The organism is Algoriphagus sp. TR-M9, assembly GCF_027594545.1.
Taxonomy (GTDB): domain Bacteria; phylum Bacteroidota; class Bacteroidia; order Cytophagales; family Cyclobacteriaceae; genus Algoriphagus; species Algoriphagus halophytocola.
Map to the genome: position 1 here is coordinate 1709850 of NZ_CP115160.1, position 16063 is coordinate 1725912.

A 16063-nucleotide genomic window follows, 5' to 3' on the forward strand; every position below is an offset into this window, starting at 1 on the left:
AGCTTGTAAATTTGCTTTTCCTATATGTGTATTCAAACCCAAATTTTGTGGAAAAATATATTCTAGATCCGATAGAGGATGCAATAGAAGCCATTAAAAACGGCGAAGTAATCATAGTGGTAGATGACGAGGATAGAGAAAATGAGGGGGATTTTGTCTGTGCGGCAGATACTGTCACACCAGAGATCATCAATTTCATGGCCACTCATGGACGCGGACTGATCTGTGCCCCACTTATTGAAGATAGGTGTGAAAAGTTGGGATTGGAACTGATGGTGGGACACAACACGGCTGCTTTTGAAACTCCATTTACCGTATCTGTGGATCTGATCGGGCATGGCTGCACTACCGGTATTTCTGCTTCTGATAGGGCGAAGACCATCAAGGCCTTGGTGGATGATGCCATTGACCCCAATGAACTTGGAAAACCAGGACATATTTTCCCTTTAAAGGCTAAACGAGGTGGAGTACTGAGGAGAGCGGGGCACACCGAAGCAGCCATTGATCTATCTAGATTGGCAGGGCTTTCGCCCGCGGGAGTTTTGGTAGAAATCATGAATGAGGATGGCACCATGGCCCGTCTTCCTGATCTGGTGGAGGTAGCCAAGAAATTCAATTTGAAGTTGATTTCCATCAAAGATTTGATCGCTTATAGATTAAAACATGAGTCTTTGATCAAAAGAGAGATTGGAGTGGATCTTCCTACCGAATTTGGGGATTTTGAAATGATAGCATTTCGTCAGACCAACACTCAGGAATTACACTTGGCGCTGATCAAGGGAAGTTGGGAAGAAGATGAGCCGGTTTTGGTAAGGGTTCATTCATCTTGTATTACGGGTGACATTTTCGGGTCATGTAGATGTGACTGTGGACCTCAGCTGCACGCTGCCATGCAGATGGTGGAGAAGGAAGGCAAGGGAATGGTCATTTACATGAATCAGGAGGGTAGAGGTATAGGATTGATCAATAAGCTGAAGGCTTACAAACTCCAGGAAGAAGGAATGGATACTGTACAGGCCAATTTGGCACTTGGCCTACCCATGGATAGCAGAGATTATGGCGTTGGGGCTCAGATTCTCAGGGATCTTGGGGTCAGCAAAATCAGGTTGATTTCAAATAATCCGCAAAAGCGAGTTGGTCTTTTGGGGTATGGTTTGGAGATCGTGGAGCAGGTGCCTATAGAAATAGCGCCCAATAAACATAACGAACGCTACCTCACGACCAAACGTGACAAGATGGGACACAATATTTTGAAGTGAAAATCTGTTAACATGCTGTAATATAGCAGTGGATTTGCATCTGAACTTCAACCCAAATTCCCAATCCTCGTTAATTAAAGCATGACTATAACTATGAAAAAGGCAATATTCACCCTTAGCTTTCTCATGATAGGTATAGGGTTCTTACTAGCCCAGGATAAATTTCCTTCCCATCTTTGGCACAAAGGAAATATCTACGGAACAGACGGAGCGGTATATGGTGGGGAAATAAAATATGACCTGGAGAATAACCTCGTTCAACTGAAAGGACAGACCATTTCCACATTTACTGCCTCGAATGTCACCTACTTTGAACTGTTTGACGAAGTGTACGGGGGAATTAGGAAGTTTTTCAGCCTTCCCTATTCTTTGAATAATGATTACGAAGTTCCGGTTTTCTTCGAAGTATTGACAGAAGGGGATGAGATCGCTTTGCTTTGCAGAGAATACATAGCCAGTGACTCCAGAAATATGGGAGGGTACGGTATGATGGGGGCTTATGGGATGAATCCATTCTATGGTCCGCAAAATATGGTAGGTTATAAACTGGCTTTTAACTATTATTTTGTGACTGAAGGAAGAATAGAAAAATACAGTTTGAAGAAAAAAGACCTTTTTGAAATGCTTCCGGGTCACGATGATGAGCTTGATATTTTCATGCGAAAAAACAGACTAGAGCATGACAAGCGCGGCGATCTACTCAGGATCACCGCTTATTACAATGAACTGAATTAAATCTAATGTCAAAACCTTTAATTCTCGTCTCCAATGACGATGGAATAACCTCTAAAGGCATTCGCGTATTGGTATCTGCCATGCAAAAACTAGGAGAGGTGGTAGTCGTAGCACCAGACAGTCCTCAATCAGGCATGGGACATGCGATTACCATAGGCGAAACGCTCAGACTTACAGAAGAAGAAACTTTTCAAGGCATCAAAGCCTATAAATCCAGCGGAACTCCGGCAGATTGTGTAAAACTGGCGAAACATTATATACTTAAAGACCGCAGCCCGGACCTGATTGTAAGCGGGATTAACCATGGGTCAAATACTTCTATTTCGGTTCTCTATTCCGGTACCATGTCTGCTGCGATAGAAGGGGCATTGGAGGGATATCCATCCATTGGATTCAGCTTGTGTGATTATTCCTCTGATGCTGAGTTTTCACATGTGGAGGAATGGGTAGAGAAAATAGCCAACCAAGTATTGCAAAATGGCATTCCCAAAGGCATAGCGCTCAATGTGAATTTTCCTCCTAAGCAAAAAGAGAATATTAAAGGAATCAAAGTCTGCCGTCAAGCCGAAGCAAAATGGCAGGAAGAATTTGATGAGCGAGTGGACCCAAATGGCAGAAGGTATTTTTGGCTTGCGGGAAACTTTGTGAATTTCGATAAGGGTGAGGATAATGACGAATGGGCCATTGCCAATAATTACATTGCTATCGTTCCTTGCCAATATGACCTCACTGCCCATCATGCTATTAGTCAGATGAATAAAAATTGGAATTGGGATGAGTTAAAGTAATCCAGAACGCGATTCCTTTCGTATTTCCTGTTTCAATTGATTGAATTTGGTTAATTTACACCCTCATAACCCAACTTCCTTTTTGAAACGGATATTCTTTTTCGGATTTCTCTTGCCCTTGCTTGGCATTTTAGAAGTTTCTGGCCAAGTCCCTGATACCGACAGTTTGGAAAGAGTACTACCCAATACTGAAGGCAATACCCGATTGGTTTTGCTGAATGAATTGGCCACTTTTCTCCGGGAAACCAAGCAAGAACAAGCTTTAGACTATGCTCTGGAAGCTGAAAAACTAGCCAAAGCTCAAGGAGATAAATCCGAAGAGGCCAAAGCCAAGGAAAATATCGGTTGGATATATTACCGTCAAGGACAGTGGCAAAAATCATTCGACTACTCTAAAGAATCCTATGAGCTGGCTATGGAAGTCGAAGACCTCCAAGAAGCTGCACGGGTACTCAATAACATGGGTGCGCTCTATTATGAGCAAAAAAATTACCCTCAGGCCATAGCACAATTCAAAAATGCTTATCGGCTCAGTGAGGAGGCGGAGGATTTGTACACCACTATCCGCAGTCTGAATAATGTGGCTTACAATTTCACGTTAATTGATGAATTGGACTCTGCTCGCTTCTATGCCATTAAAGCTATTGAAGCAAATGAAGCAGCGGGATCACCCTATTTGACAGCTTTTTCACATCGTGTCATCGGTGATATTTACCTGAAAAAAGCCCAGTTAGATTCTGCTGAATACGTTTTTGAATTGGCGTGGGAAATGGCAGTAGAACAAGGGATTACCTCTTTTCAGGCCAGTATTTTGCACCGACTGGGGAATGTATATCTTACAAATGGGAAAATTGACAAAGCTAAAGCTGCTTTAGATAGGGGGTTAGAGATTTCAGTTGAAAATCAGTACTTGGATGAGCAGTCTAAAAGCCATAAGTATCTGGCCATTTACCATGAAAAAGTGGGGGATATCAATGAGGCATTCAGGCATCAAAAGCTCTACCTACAGCTTTATGATTCGTTGACAGACCAGTCCACAAGAGACAGACTTGCACTGATGCAGGGGATGTTTCAGGATGATTTGAATCAAAGTGAGTTAGATTTACTGTTGGCTCAAAATGAAAATCAAGCAGCAAAGCTGGCATTCAATCGAAGGATTATCATTATCATCAGTGTGGCTGCCATTGTAGTATTGGCTTTGATGATCTGGCTGTATTTTCTGCATAGAAATGTGAAAAGAACGAATACCAAGCTTTTGGACCATCAGAATAAAATCCAGGATCAAAATGCAGATCTCGCTTCCAAATCCATGGAACTGGAAGAGATCAATCAAACCAAGAATAAGTTGTTTTCAGTGATAGGTCATGACCTAAGAGGCCCTGTGGGGCAGGTGAAAACTATTGTGGATTTGTTGATCAAAGGGGAGCTGGATCAAGAGGAGTTTGAAGAGTTATTGAAAAACCTGAATAAGGACGTAGATTCGGTGTACTTTACGTTGGATAATACGCTGAAGTGGTCTATGGCTCAGATGGAAGGCTTCAAAATCAATAGAACTATAGTAAAGTTGAATGCTGTGGTAAAGTCTTCTATTAAACTGCTGGATTCCATGATTAAGGAAAAAGGAATTCATGTGAACAACCAGCTTCAAGGGGATGAGGAGATTTTTGCTGACAGGGATTTGATAGAGGTGGTAATTAGAAATATTTTAAGCAACGCTATCAAATATTCTAACTTGGGTGATGAAATACTGCTGAGTGCTGACTATGATTCAGACTCATGTGTGCTGTGCATCAATGATCAGGGCGTGGGCATGAGCAAGGAGCAACTGGATAAGCTATTGTCAGACGAGTATGTGTTTTCAGGCTCTCAACTGGGAACCAAGCAAGAAAAAGGCTCTGGTCTGGGACTGCAGGTATGCAAGGAGTTCACCCGCTTGAATGGGGGAGAATTGAGCATAGACAGTGAACTGGGCAAGGGAACCAAGATATGCATTAAGCTTCCAGCTGCTTTTTTAGTCAATAATTGACAGATAGTCTGAAGTTAGGAAGTTCTCTAGCGGGATAATTTGTTGGATTATGCCAAGTTCCACCATTACTTCCATAGCGTCATTTAGTTGTTTTCTGGACACTTGAGATTGTGTTTCCCAGGAGGTCTGGGCGATCCACTCATTGACATCTTCCGGCTCCAGCTTGTACTTTTCGGCAATTTCCAGCACCGATGCGCCGCTATCCTGAATCCTGCTTGCTGCTTGGTAAACTTTGTTTCGGAGTTTAAAGATGAGCTGGCCGAATTCTTCCAGGGCCTTTTCCGAAGCAACCATTGCAAAGCAAGGCCAAGGGCTAGGTATCTCCCCGATTCGTTTCATCTCTTTTGAATCTACCCAGGGGTTGGTGGTGAATTTTTCCCAGAGAAACATCTCTGGATGTGCTGCGCGCATGGCTTCCAAAGCTCCGGGCAGATTGTTGACTATTTTAAAATCCAATTGCTCAGCATCCCAGCCTTCTCTTTTGGCAAGAACAAAGGCCATGAGTTGAGAGCCTGAACCCATTCTGCTGATCAGAAATGATGGGCTTTTGATTTCATGTAGTGATTCTACCGCAGAACCTCCATGAAGGTGAATGCCCCAAGTCAGTGGAGACTTCACATGCAGCCCGATCATTTTGGATGGATTTCCTGATTCAAAATCTTTAAGAAAACTTTCCGTAAGCACTATCGCCAAATCGGTCCGGTCTTCCCTCAAATCCTTGTTCATCTGACCTGACCCACGGGATTCATCCCTCCATTCCAGGTGAATGCCTTCCTTTTCGAAAGGCTGTTCTGCTATTACTTTTTTCCAAGGAAAATTAAAATGCTCAGGAACTCCGGTTATTCTTAATGTCTTCATGTCTAGAGGCTATGTAGACCTCAAATTTAGATTATTCCGCATAGATTGATTAAGGATTTAGAAGATTCTTCAGAAAATAAGGAAGAGTCTAAAGTTGAAATCGATTGCATGCAGATATTTGCCCTTGGAGATGAGATTTTAGAAATGGAAGTGGGCTATTTTATCTTAGGGATTTATATCTTTGGAACAAAGGAGTGAAACAAGGCCGATTAGCGGTCATGAAACCAGAAATAAACAAACCTTATAAACATGAAATTTAAACCTGGAGTAAAATACGGTGAAGAGCTTAAGGATCTTTATGCTTATGCTAAAGAGAATGAGTTTGCAATGCCAGCAGTAAATGTGATCAATACCAATTCGGTAAATGCGGTAATGGAAACTGCCAAGAAATTGAATTCTCCTGTGATTATTCAGTTTTCCAATGGTGGGGCTCAATTTTTCGCAGGAAAGTCTCTTCCTAATGATAAACAACAGGCAAGTATCGCAGGTGGAATCTCTGGAGCACATCACGTGCACCTGATGGCGGAAGCTTATGGTGTACCGGTTATTTTGCATACCGATCACGCTGCAAAGAAATTGTTGCCTTGGATAGATGGTCTTTTAGATGCAGGCAAGGCATATTATGCCACGCATAAGAGACCTTTGTATAGCTCTCATATGCTGGATCTATCAGAGGAGCCTTTGGAGGAAAACGTGGAAATCTCTTGCAATTACTTCAAGGAATTTGCGAAGCTGGATATGGCTATCGAAATCGAACTTGGGGTAACCGGGGGTGAAGAAGACGGAGTGGATAACACCGATATTGATTCATCCAAGCTTTACACGCAGCCAGAAGAAGTGGCTTATGCTTATGAGCATTTGAAGAAAATTGATGATTTGTTCACTATAGCTGCGGCTTTCGGTAATGTTCACGGAGTTTACAAGCCTGGAAACGTAAGTTTGAAGCCAATTATTCTGAAAAATTCTCAAGATTATATCAATGAGAAATATGGCACGACTGGTAAGCCTTTGAACTTTGTGTTCCATGGTGGCTCAGGATCCTCAGTGGAGGAAATCAGAGAAGCAAATAGCTATGGCTCCATCAAAATGAATATTGATACCGATATGCAGTGGGCATTCTGGGAAGGAGTATTGAATAACTATAAGCAGCATGAAGGATACCTTCAGACGCAGTTGGGGAATCCTGACGGTCCTGAAAACCCGAACAAGAAGTATTACGATCCAAGAAACTGGTTGCGTAAGGGTGAAGAGAACTTTGTGAAGCGTCTAGAGCTTGCATTTGATATGCTAAATGCAGTAAACAGAAACTAGTCTCCGTTCACTAGACATTAAAAAAAGTCACCTGAAAAGGTGACTTTTTTTGTTGGAGAGTATTGTTTTTCTTCCGTAGTGTATATCAGGTGGACAAGATCTTCGCTACTCGGAAGTCGTCCTCATCCACTGATTTATCATCCACAATGGCTTTTTTGATAGGAGTATAGACCACTTTATTATTAATCAATCCGGCCATAACGTCGTATTTCCCTTGAAGCAAGCCTTCTACCGCTGCTACACCCAGTTTAGAAGCCAGCAATCGGTCATAGGAGCTCGGAGATCCGCCTCGCTGTAAATGCCCCAGGATGGTGACCTTTATGTCGTAGTATGGGAGGTGTTTTTCTACCAAAGAGGCTATTTCTGTAGCTCCACCACTTTTTCCGCCTTCGGCTACGATCACAATGTTGGAGGCTTTTTTGGCCTTGGTTCTGATTCTTAATTTGTCTACCAGGTGCTCTATAGGCATTTTCTTTTCCGGTATCAAAATGGCTGCTGCGGCACTTCCAATTCCAGCATTAATCGCGATAAAACCAGCATCTCTACCCATTACTTCTACAAAGAATAGTCTATCATGGGAGGTAGCTGTATCACGGATTTTGTCTATGGCTTCTATCGCTGTATTACAGGCCGTATCAAATCCAATCGTAGAATCTGTACCCGAAAGATCATTATCTATAGTGCCGGGGAGTCCTATGGCCGGAATCCCAAATTCCTTGTAAAAAAGATGTGCTCCCGTGAGTGAACCGTCACCACCGATTACCACAAGTGCATCTATGCCATGACTTTTTAAGTTTTCATAAGCAGTTTTTCGACCTTCCGGAGTACGGAACTCAGCACTTCGGGCAGATTTTAGAAAAGTACCTCCTCTTTCGAGCACATGAGTGATATGCTTGGAATCCAGTCTTTTGATGTCATTCTGGATCATACCTTCATATCCTCTGTAGATCCCGTACATTTCCAGGTCATAGTATATTCCAGTTCGTATGACGGCACGAATTGCTGCATTCATTCCTGGGGAGTCTCCCCCAGAGGTAAGTACACCTATTTTTTTGATGGTTTTAGGTTCCATTATAAGGTTTGAGTTAGGGCTTTAAACATGAGATCAGCTGAGGCTGGGTTAGTGGCCAAAGGAATATTGTGAACATCACATATTCTCATTAGCATTTGCACATCCGGCTCGTGAGGGTGCTTATCTAGCGGGTCTCTGAAAAACACCACCATGGCCAATTCTTTCTCAGCAGCCAGTGCGGCTATCTGTGCATCACCGCCATAGGGGCCGGATAAAAGTTTCTGGACATTAAATCCTGACTTTTCTATATGCGAACCCGTAGTGCCTGTGGCTACTAGTTGTACATCTGCCTGATGGAGTCTTTCTTTGAATCCACTTAAAAAATGGACCATGTCGGCTTTTTTACCATCATGGGCGATCAGTGCTATTTTCATTGATTGAGGTCTAATAGGTTTGAGTCAAAGTTAGGAAAAAATCTTTCCCTGATAACTCTTAAAGGGTACATTTAAAGACTTCTTAATTTTCCGTTAAATCATTTTTTCCAAATACAGCAGGAAGGTGTATTCCAAAGCGAGCTCCTTCAGGGAGTTAAATCTACCGGAGGCTCCACCATGGCCAGCTTCCATGTTGGTGTGCAGGAAAAGCAGGTTGGCATCGGTTTTCATTTCCCGGAGTTTGGCGACCCATTTAGTGGGTTCCCAGTATTGCACCTGGCTATCGTGAAGTCCGGAAGTGATGAGCAAATGCGGGTAATCTTTGGGCTCTACATTGTCATAAGGAGAGTAGGACAGCATGTATTCGTAGTACACTTTGTCTTTAGGGTTCCCCCATTCCTGAAATTCTCCTGTAGTCAAAGGAATGCTTTCATCAAGCATAGTAGTCACCACATCTACAAAAGGTACCGCAGCAATCAACCCATTAAAGATCTCAGGACGCATGTTCATGACAGCTCCCATCAGCAGGCCACCTGCACTGCCTCCCATGCCATAGAGGTGCGGAGCTGAGGTGTACTTTTCGGCTATTAAATGCTCCGCGCAGCTGATGTAGTCTGTGAAGGTGTTTCTTTTGTTGAGCATCTTGCCACTCTCATACCAATTCCTCCCCAGATCCTCTCCACCTCGAATATGAGCGATCGCAAAGACAAATCCACGGTCCAGTAAGCTCAACCTGCTACTAGAGAAGTATGCTTCTGTGCTAAAACCATAAGAGCCGTATGAATAGAGCAATAGGGGATTTTGTCCATCGGCTTTGAAAAGGTCGATTTTGTAAACCAGAGAAATAGGAACCATGGTTCCGTCGCTTGCTTTAGCCCAGATTCTGGCAGAAGTATAAGCACCAGAGTCGTACCCCCCAATGATTTCCTGCTGCTTCAGCAATACCTTCTCCTGCGTGACCATATGGTAATCATAGGTGCTAGATGGAGTTACCAGGGAATTATAGCCAAATCTGAGGAAGTCGGTATCAAATTCAGGGTTAGTGCTGATCCAGGCGGTATAGGTCTCGTCATCAAATTCGATGGTATGAGCAGCCGTACCATCCCATGGGGTGACGTTGATCTTGCACAATCCATTGCTTCTCTCTTGAGTCACCAGAAAATTAGCGAAAATATCAAAATCCTCCAGCAACACATGCTCGCGATGAGGGATCACATCTTCCCAGTTATCTAGGTTGGGCGAGTGGACTGGAGCTTTCACCAGTTTGAAATTCTGAGCCAGATGGTTGGTTCTGATCCAGAAATGATCCTCAAAATGATCCACAGCATATTCTAGGTGGGGGATTCGCTCTTGAAGTAATTGAAAATCACCTTTGGGCTGGTCAGCTTCCAGAAACCTGATTTCCGAAGAAATGGAGCTTTCAGAGTGAATAAGCAGGAATCTCTCTGATTTTGTTTTGTGAATGATACAGCTAAACTCCTCATCTTTTTCCTCATAAACCAAAAGGTCCTCGGCTACATCGGTGCCCAATCTGTGGGCATAAATCTGATAGGAGCGGAGGGTCTCAGGATGTTGCTTGGAATAAAAAAGTGTTTGATGATCTGCCGCCCAGGCAAAGTTTCCTGTGATTTCAGGTATTTGATCTTCCAGGATTTCTCCGGTTATAAGATTTTTGAAGTGTATGGTGAAGATTCTTCTTCCCACTTCATCTGCGGCAAATGCCAGTGTGCTGAGGTCAGAAGTACCCGCAGTACCGCCCACTTGGTAAAAAGCCTTTCCTTCTGCCAGTTGGTTTACATTCAGAAATACTTCTTCCGGAGCGTCTAGACTACCTTTTTTTCTGCAATACAATGGGTATTCAGCGCCTGTTTCATATTTGACATACCAGTAATAGCCGGATTTTAGATAAGGTACACTTTGGTCGTCTTCTTTGATTCTTCCTTTTATTTCCTGAAAAAGCTGCTCCTGAAATTCTTCCGTGGATTTGAGTGTCTCTTTGAGATAGCTGTTTTCTGCATTTAGGTATGCTATTACATCCGGATTTTCTCTTTCACGCATCCAGTAATAATTGTCTATGCGCTGATGTCCATGGGTTTCTAAAAGTTGGGGTATTTTTTTGGCTTTGGGTGCCTGCATATATTTTTATTTTATGTATATCTGCTTTTCTGCCAGTAAAGAGGCAAAAGCAGTATAGGGTATGTTAAACTTAAGAATTGAGGCCACTTCAGCCTGTCCCGCTCCTGCGGGAATCTTCGGTCACTTGTACTGAGCGAAGGCGTAGTATCGGTATTCTGGCCGGATGAGCAGAGAAATATGGGTTGCTGGCATCATTCCGTATATTCATGTTTTATTTTTTTTCGCTGCAATGTTAATCAAAAATATGGGCTTAGAGTTCTTCTAAATCCTGTAAAAATGGTTAAGGATGACATTTTATTGTGAATATTCTTAGGTTAAATTAATAGGGTGCTTGCGAGAAAAGATTTTTTTCTGGATTTTCCATAAATAATTCAATCATTTAACTGGATACTTATGGGATTCTTAAAAGAGTTTAAGGAATTTGCTGTAAAAGGCAATGTAATCGACCTGGCAGTCGCGGTAATTATAGGTGGTGCCTTTGGCAAAATTGTGGCTTCCTTTGTTAAGGACATTGTCATGCCACCTATAGGAGTGATGCTGGGAGGGATGAGTTTTACAGATCTGGCCATTGTGCTAAAAGAGAGTAGTGTAGGACCTGCAGGAGAGGAACAAGGTCCCGTGCTCCTGACCTACGGTATTTTTATTCAGAATGTAGTGGATTTTATTATTGTTGCTTTCGTGATTTTTATTGCGATCAAAGGGGTAAACAGTATGAAGAAAAAGGAGGAAGCCAAACCTGCTCCTCCACCGGCACCACCAAAATCGGAAGTCTTGCTAGAAGAAATCAGGGATCTTTTGAAAAAAGACCAAGCATAAAAAAAGCGGCCTCAAGCCGCTTTTTTTATTCCTTATTATCTTCTCTTCGTCTTTTCCAAATGTGCCTTGCAAAGTCTCTGGAGACTTCATTGAGTTGTATGATTTGATTGTAACTTAGTATATCTGATAAATCCTTGACCAATTTTTCTTCATCCAGAATCAACTGTCTTTGTATCCCAAATTTTTTAGAAATCCTAGATTTAGCTTCAGCTTCACTTAAGTTAAGGTCCTTTGTTCTACCCAGTTTGGACATTTCGTGTAGTTGTTTGCCCCTTGATTCATTGAAAGCATTGTAGATGGGCCAGAACTTTTCCGCTTGCTCAGGCGTGAGATCCAGCCGGGTGGTGATGAAGGCTACTCTGGCGGATTCCAGCTTTTCTCTATCATATCTGTCATCATCTCTTTGGGCTTGGCTAGATCCAGCAAGTATCAAGAAAAAGCCGAGTAGTAATAGGTGTTTTTTCATCTGTTTAAAATTTGATATTTAAAGGTCAGATGGAATCTCGCATGGTTGATAATCATCCCTATGTGTGTCGTTTTCGACATGCTCGATTTCATGTGATTATAATTGTTTTTCTAAAGTCTCGCTCCTGCATGGTGAAGGGTAAACATACCCGGGTGTAGAGGTTGTTTTTTCAAGACTTTATAGATTTTAGTACCAGATCATTTCCTCTTCTAATTCTGCATCCACTTCAAATACCATTTCTTCAGCGATGATTTCGTCCAATATCTGCTCAGGATTGTCTACCATACCGAGTACATCCTCTGCCGACCAATATTGGCTTTCTATGTAGAGGCTTACCTCCTCATCCATGGATACTTCTTCGAGTCTTGGATTGGAGTCATTGAGCTGCCATACAGCAAAGCTCACTAGGAAAATAGCAACCGCTGCTGCATAATTCATCCATTGTATTGACCGGGTAGGTTTGGTCTTCTCCAAGATCTGATCTGGAAGCTGATCAAAGTAACCTGCTGGTGCCTTGAAATCTTTGATTTTTGGAATGGATCGTTTCATAGTAATATTTAGACCTTGATTTTGTCCAATAGTTTATTCATCTCTTAAGGATTGTTCAATTTTTTTTACTGCATGGTGGTAACTGGCCTTCAGTGCACCTACAGATGTACCCGTTATTTCAGCTATTTGCTCGTAAGTGAGCTCTTCCTGGTATTTCAGATGAAAGACCAATCTCTGCTTGTCTGGAAGTGTGAGAAGTATTTTCTGAAGTAGCAATTGAATACTGTCTCCGTCCATGCTGTCGGAATGGTCCAGGTAGTTAAGGAGTTTTTCCTGATGATCTTCTATGGAGAAGAAGTTACGCTTCTTTTTTTTCTCCAGAAAATTCAGGGATTCGTTGGTGGCAATTCTGTATAACCAAGTAAATAAACTGGACTGTCCCTGGAAATTACCAATATGCTTGTGTGCTTTGATGAAGACATTTTGGGTGACATCATCTGCATCTTCATGAATCAGCACCATGCGGCGCACCACATGGTAGACACGTTTTTGGTAAGCCAGGATTAACTTCCTAAAACCCAGATCCCGGGATTGGGGATTATGTATGAGTTGGATAATTTCTTGGTCACCATCGTGCTTCATTCTTGTTTTAGACCCAAGTTAGAGAAAAGGGTTTAGACTGGTATGGGGGTTTTTGCTTATACCCTTGATTTTCAAGAAGAAAAATCTACAATTGCCCGGCCTATCCACATGGGGTAGTATAAAGTCACTTCTTTAGATTTCTAGAATATAATCTAGAATCCCAGCATTTTTTCCTTTTGGTCGCGTGACTAGTAGGGGGATTTCATCATTGGATCGGATCAAGCGTTCGGCTATGCTACCTATAAATAAAGCTGTGGCTGCAGTACGTCCTTTAGCTCCAATAATGATTCCGTTTGCGCCCACTTCTTTTGCTTTGGATACTATTTCCTTGGCCACATCATCGTTACTGTCCTGGGTATAGATAGGAGTGATTGATATTCCTTTGGTATCTATTTTCCGAATGAATTTCTTGTAATTGATTTCCGCATGCATGCGCATGATCTCCGTAAACTCCTCATAACTTTTGCCGGTGAAGTGATACCCGGAAGGTACAGAAAATACATTTTGGCAGATGATTTCTACACCGCCATGCTTTGAGGCGATCATGATGCCCTCTTCAAGTGCATCTTTAGAATATTCTGAAAAATCACTGGGAACCAATAGTTTATTTAAAATAACTGGAGCAAATTCCGGAACAATCAAAAGCGAGCAACTAGCCCGTCTGGCCAGTCGAAGTGAGGCTACACCTGACCCTGGTAGTTTGATTTTTCTTCCGATCAGGATCATGTCTGCTGACTTTTCCTCGGCTAGTTTGAGGATTTTTTTCGAAAGTGAGCCTTCTTTGACTATGTAGTTTAGAGAAACTCCTTTGGGGTCTGGGAAAAATTGCTTCACGGCTGACTCCATGGCTTCTTGCCTTTCGTTTACCATGTTCTCCACCAGATTGGGAAACTCCTGAAGTACCTCCTTGGGGATACTTAAGTTTTTAATCACATTTACGAAGTAGATTTTTTTTGTTTGATTGACTTTAGCGATGAAGGCAGCGTGCTGTAATAAGGTCTGGTCCAAAGAGGTCTGATCCAGACAAACAATCAGTTTTTTAATCAAATACATAAAGTGTCAGGAGATTTAGAATTACAAATTTAAGTTTAAAATAAGAAAATGTATGAAGAAAGCAGAAAATATTGTTTCGAGATTAAGAGTTGGTTCAGTCATTTTCAGATTCCTAGCTAGGTGAAAATGATTTGAGTGAAATTTAATTCTGAAATTTCAGCAATAAACACTTATGAATCAGTCCCAATAGCATACATTATCGTAATCATCTGGATGATTTGCCAACCTGCCATGTAATAAATCGTATATTTGCACTGTCCGGGTCGCTGACATGTTCAAACTTCACAATTATCAAAATTACCGAGTGAAGCCCTTCCCAAAAACAGGCCTCATCCTGCACCTGCGGGACCTCGGCTCGAAAGAGTCAGGATAACAGTGGAAGTTTGCGGTTTTCAGGCAGCTCAAATCTTGTCTTATAGGAGGTTTGTAACACTCTAAGATCCGGACTTTTTTATTCTACTTTTTACCCATTCCCATTCAGCTGATCCTACTCCTATTAATCTAGAGCTGATCAAATACAAGCCCAGGACCAGACTGCTCGTAAGGATTATACTCAAAATAGGATGACCGGAAAAAATATCAAAAACCGCAGGGATTAAGGCAATTATTCCCACAAGGGAGATTTTTAATGTTTCGCTGGAAAAAGGATCAAAACCTAGCTTGATTTTAAGAAACAGATATTTCACCAGATTAAACAGAAACATGACTACTACAGATGCCAAAGCAGCTCCTTCTATCCCAAATTCCGGAATAAGAAGATAATTCAGTGCTATTATCATCATGCTCATGATTATGGTGGCAAATAGGTTGAAGTGATAATGTTTGGAGAAAACCAGGATTTCACTATTGACCGAAAATACTACATCACATAGCTTTCCCAAGCCTATCAATATGACCACATATTTGCCTTGCTCATAGATCGCCCGATTGGGGATAAAGTAATACAAAGCATCAAGGTTTGCACATATTCCAATGAAAAGGAGCAGGCAAATGTAGAGTTGCCTATTAGACACCTGCTGATAAAGTTTATTTATTTCCCTTAGGTTGCCAGTGGAGAAATGATCAGAAATGACCGGCATGACCACTTGGGAAATCGCCCTTCGCGGAAGTTCAATGACCAGTGCCATACTAAAAGCTATGGTGTAGATAGCGTTGGCTTCCAGGCTAATCATGGAACTTACCATGATGCTGTCTATTTTCATGATCAAGGTAGAGGCCGCGGTGGCTAAGAATGTGATGAGGCTGAATTGCACAAAGGAACTGCGAAATCCTTTTGGGAAGGTATTCCAGCTGAAATCCAGCTTCAAAACTCCCAGCCAAAGTAAATACACCAGCATAGCTAGGAATGCCAAACCATACACCAGCACTAGTGCCTGCATGACCTGAGGAAAGCTGAGCCACTTCAACAGGTATAACCCAACCAGTATTCCCGTGAGTAATCTCAGGAATACTTCCCTCACCAAGGTGGGAACAGCTACCTTGACATAGGAGCGGCTATAGGCATCTAAAATACTGCTTAGTAGCGCAAATAGCGTAATCAGCAAAACCACTCCCAAAAAGTCAATAACAGCGGGTGAGTTGACGGCAAATAAGGAAATGATTTGCGCTTTGAAACCTAAGAAAATGGTACTGACTAGGGCAAAACCCAGCATGGAAAAAAGCAGTCCATAGCTTAGAAAAGCAGATTGATTGGTTTTGAGCTGGGGGAAAAAGCGTGTGATCCCATGTCCTACTCCCAGCTGTGCAAATGGAACGAAAAGTAAGCCTAAGTCCTGTATGGTCCTGAAGGTTCCCAGTTCGGAAGCATCCAGGGCATAAGGATACAGCCAAAGCACATTCACGTAGCCTATCACTACACCCAAATAAGAAAAAATGGTAGTTTGAATACTTTGCTTGGCTACTTTACCCATGAGCTTAAAAGTATCAAAAAATCAGGAATAAGAAATCAAATTGGGCTGCATTCAAGGTTTGGCGCACTTGTCACATCCAGCATTGGATTTGGATTTGAAGAAATACTTCTTCACCAAAAAACCTAAGG

The 16063-nt window shown here is 42.2% G+C and carries 16 protein-coding genes; 7 read left to right on the top strand and 9 right to left on the bottom strand.

The window, feature by feature from the left end; translation table 11 throughout:
* Positions 1 to 47: 47 nt before the first annotated feature.
* The 4 genes from PBT90_RS07500 (at position 48) to PBT90_RS07515 (ending at position 4808) form a co-directional block, all read left to right on the top strand.
* Complete coding sequence (locus PBT90_RS07500) at positions 48 to 1259, top strand: bifunctional 3,4-dihydroxy-2-butanone-4-phosphate synthase/GTP cyclohydrolase II (RefSeq protein ID WP_270132484.1); 1212 nt, start codon at positions 48 to 50, stop codon at positions 1257 to 1259.
* 93 nt (positions 1260 to 1352) lie between these two features.
* A complete protein-coding gene (locus PBT90_RS07505; protein WP_264809771.1) occupies positions 1353 to 1994 on the top strand; it encodes a hypothetical protein in 642 nt (213 codons plus the stop codon).
* A 5-nt stretch (positions 1995 to 1999) separates the two neighbouring features.
* On the top strand, positions 2000 to 2782 hold the full coding sequence (gene surE / locus PBT90_RS07510) for a 5'/3'-nucleotidase SurE (protein WP_264809772.1): 783 nt from the start codon (positions 2000 to 2002) through the stop codon (positions 2780 to 2782).
* A gap of 82 nt (positions 2783 to 2864) precedes the next feature.
* A complete protein-coding gene (locus tag PBT90_RS07515) occupies positions 2865 to 4808 on the top strand; it encodes an ATP-binding protein (RefSeq protein WP_264809773.1) in 1944 nt (647 codons plus the stop codon).
* Here the strand turns inward: PBT90_RS07515 and PBT90_RS07520 are convergent.
* Positions 4794 to 5666, bottom strand: coding sequence for a type 2 periplasmic-binding domain-containing protein (locus tag PBT90_RS07520; RefSeq protein ID WP_264809774.1), 873 nt, complete (start codon positions 5664 to 5666; stop codon positions 4794 to 4796). The genes PBT90_RS07515 and PBT90_RS07520 overlap by 15 nt on opposite strands.
* Positions 5667 to 5711: 45 nt before the next feature.
* Between PBT90_RS07520 and PBT90_RS07525 the strand changes: the two genes are divergently transcribed.
* Both PBT90_RS07525 and fbaA read left to right on the top strand, forming a co-directional pair.
* Positions 5712 to 5864, top strand: a complete 153-nt coding sequence (locus PBT90_RS07525; RefSeq protein ID WP_264809775.1) for a hypothetical protein — start codon at positions 5712 to 5714, stop codon at positions 5862 to 5864.
* Positions 5865 to 5915: 51 nt separating this feature from the next.
* Positions 5916 to 6977, top strand: a complete 1062-nt coding sequence (gene fbaA, locus PBT90_RS07530) for a class II fructose-bisphosphate aldolase (protein ID WP_264809776.1) — start codon at positions 5916 to 5918, stop codon at positions 6975 to 6977.
* 85 nt (positions 6978 to 7062) lie between these two features.
* On the opposite strand, the gene pfkA is transcribed toward fbaA, so the two are convergent.
* From pfkA to PBT90_RS07545, 3 genes are all read right to left on the bottom strand, one after another.
* Positions 7063 to 8049: a 6-phosphofructokinase gene (pfkA, locus tag PBT90_RS07535; RefSeq protein ID WP_264809777.1), complete on the bottom strand. Its 987-nt coding sequence runs from the start codon at positions 8047 to 8049 to the stop codon at positions 7063 to 7065.
* Positions 8049 to 8423: a methylglyoxal synthase gene (locus PBT90_RS07540; RefSeq protein ID WP_264809778.1), complete on the bottom strand. Its 375-nt coding sequence runs from the start codon at positions 8421 to 8423 to the stop codon at positions 8049 to 8051. Before PBT90_RS07540 ends, pfkA begins: the two co-directional genes overlap by 1 nt.
* A gap of 93 nt (positions 8424 to 8516) precedes the next feature.
* Positions 8517 to 10559: a S9 family peptidase gene (locus PBT90_RS07545; RefSeq protein WP_270132494.1), complete on the bottom strand. Its 2043-nt coding sequence runs from the start codon at positions 10557 to 10559 to the stop codon at positions 8517 to 8519.
* A gap of 393 nt (positions 10560 to 10952) precedes the next feature.
* On the opposite strand from PBT90_RS07545, the gene mscL reads away from it, so the two are divergent.
* The gene (mscL, locus tag PBT90_RS07550) at positions 10953 to 11375 is read left to right on the top strand and encodes a large-conductance mechanosensitive channel protein MscL (protein ID WP_264809780.1); all 423 of its coding nucleotides are present in this window, start codon (positions 10953 to 10955) and stop codon (positions 11373 to 11375) included.
* A 25-nt stretch (positions 11376 to 11400) separates the two neighbouring features.
* On the opposite strand, the gene PBT90_RS07555 is transcribed toward mscL, so the two are convergent.
* The 5 genes from PBT90_RS07555 to PBT90_RS07575 form a co-directional block, all read right to left on the bottom strand.
* The gene (locus tag PBT90_RS07555) at positions 11401 to 11841 is read right to left on the bottom strand and encodes a hypothetical protein (RefSeq protein WP_264809781.1); all 441 of its coding nucleotides are present in this window, start codon (positions 11839 to 11841) and stop codon (positions 11401 to 11403) included.
* Between the two features lie 186 nt (positions 11842 to 12027).
* Complete coding sequence (locus PBT90_RS07560; protein ID WP_264809782.1) at positions 12028 to 12390, bottom strand: hypothetical protein; 363 nt, start codon at positions 12388 to 12390, stop codon at positions 12028 to 12030.
* A gap of 33 nt (positions 12391 to 12423) precedes the next feature.
* Positions 12424 to 12972 (bottom strand): RNA polymerase sigma factor, encoded by a 549-nt coding sequence (locus PBT90_RS07565; protein WP_264809783.1) that lies wholly within the window; start codon positions 12970 to 12972, stop codon positions 12424 to 12426.
* A 132-nt stretch (positions 12973 to 13104) separates the two neighbouring features.
* Positions 13105 to 14025: a universal stress protein gene (locus PBT90_RS07570; RefSeq protein ID WP_264809784.1), complete on the bottom strand. Its 921-nt coding sequence runs from the start codon at positions 14023 to 14025 to the stop codon at positions 13105 to 13107.
* A 434-nt stretch (positions 14026 to 14459) separates the two neighbouring features.
* Positions 14460 to 15935 carry a lipopolysaccharide biosynthesis protein gene (locus tag PBT90_RS07575; RefSeq protein WP_264809785.1) on the bottom strand — a complete coding sequence of 492 codons (1476 nt, stop codon included), beginning with the start codon at positions 15933 to 15935 and terminating at the stop codon, positions 14460 to 14462.
* Between the last annotated feature and the right edge of the window lie 128 nt (positions 15936 to 16063).

Excerpts from the sequence above, each read along its gene's own strand:
- PBT90_RS07570 (WP_264809784.1), bottom strand. The coding sequence starts at position 14,025 with ATGTATTTGATTAAAAAACTGATTGTTTGTCTGGATCAGACCTCTTTG.
- PBT90_RS07520 (WP_264809774.1), bottom strand. The coding sequence starts at position 5,666 with ATGAAGACATTAAGAATAACCGGAGTTCCTGAGCATTTTAATTTTCCT.
- PBT90_RS07545 (WP_270132494.1), bottom strand. The coding sequence starts at position 10,559 with ATGCAGGCACCCAAAGCCAAAAAAATACCCCAACTTTTAGAAACCCAT.
- PBT90_RS07505 (WP_264809771.1), top strand. The coding sequence starts at position 1,353 with ATGAAAAAGGCAATATTCACCCTTAGCTTTCTCATGATAGGTATAGGG.
- PBT90_RS07565 (WP_264809783.1), bottom strand. The coding sequence starts at position 12,972 with ATGAAGCACGATGGTGACCAAGAAATTATCCAACTCATACATAATCCC.
- PBT90_RS07555 (WP_264809781.1), bottom strand. The coding sequence starts at position 11,841 with ATGAAAAAACACCTATTACTACTCGGCTTTTTCTTGATACTTGCTGGA.
- fbaA (WP_264809776.1), top strand. The coding sequence starts at position 5,916 with ATGAAATTTAAACCTGGAGTAAAATACGGTGAAGAGCTTAAGGATCTT.
- surE (WP_264809772.1), top strand. The coding sequence starts at position 2,000 with ATGTCAAAACCTTTAATTCTCGTCTCCAATGACGATGGAATAACCTCT.
- PBT90_RS07560 (WP_264809782.1), bottom strand. The coding sequence starts at position 12,390 with ATGAAACGATCCATTCCAAAAATCAAAGATTTCAAGGCACCAGCAGGT.
- pfkA (WP_264809777.1), bottom strand. The coding sequence starts at position 8,049 with ATGGAACCTAAAACCATCAAAAAAATAGGTGTACTTACCTCTGGGGGA.
- PBT90_RS07540 (WP_264809778.1), bottom strand. The coding sequence starts at position 8,423 with ATGAAAATAGCACTGATCGCCCATGATGGTAAAAAAGCCGACATGGTC.
- PBT90_RS07575 (WP_264809785.1), bottom strand. The coding sequence starts at position 15,935 with ATGGGTAAAGTAGCCAAGCAAAGTATTCAAACTACCATTTTTTCTTAT.
- mscL (WP_264809780.1), top strand. The coding sequence starts at position 10,953 with ATGGGATTCTTAAAAGAGTTTAAGGAATTTGCTGTAAAAGGCAATGTA.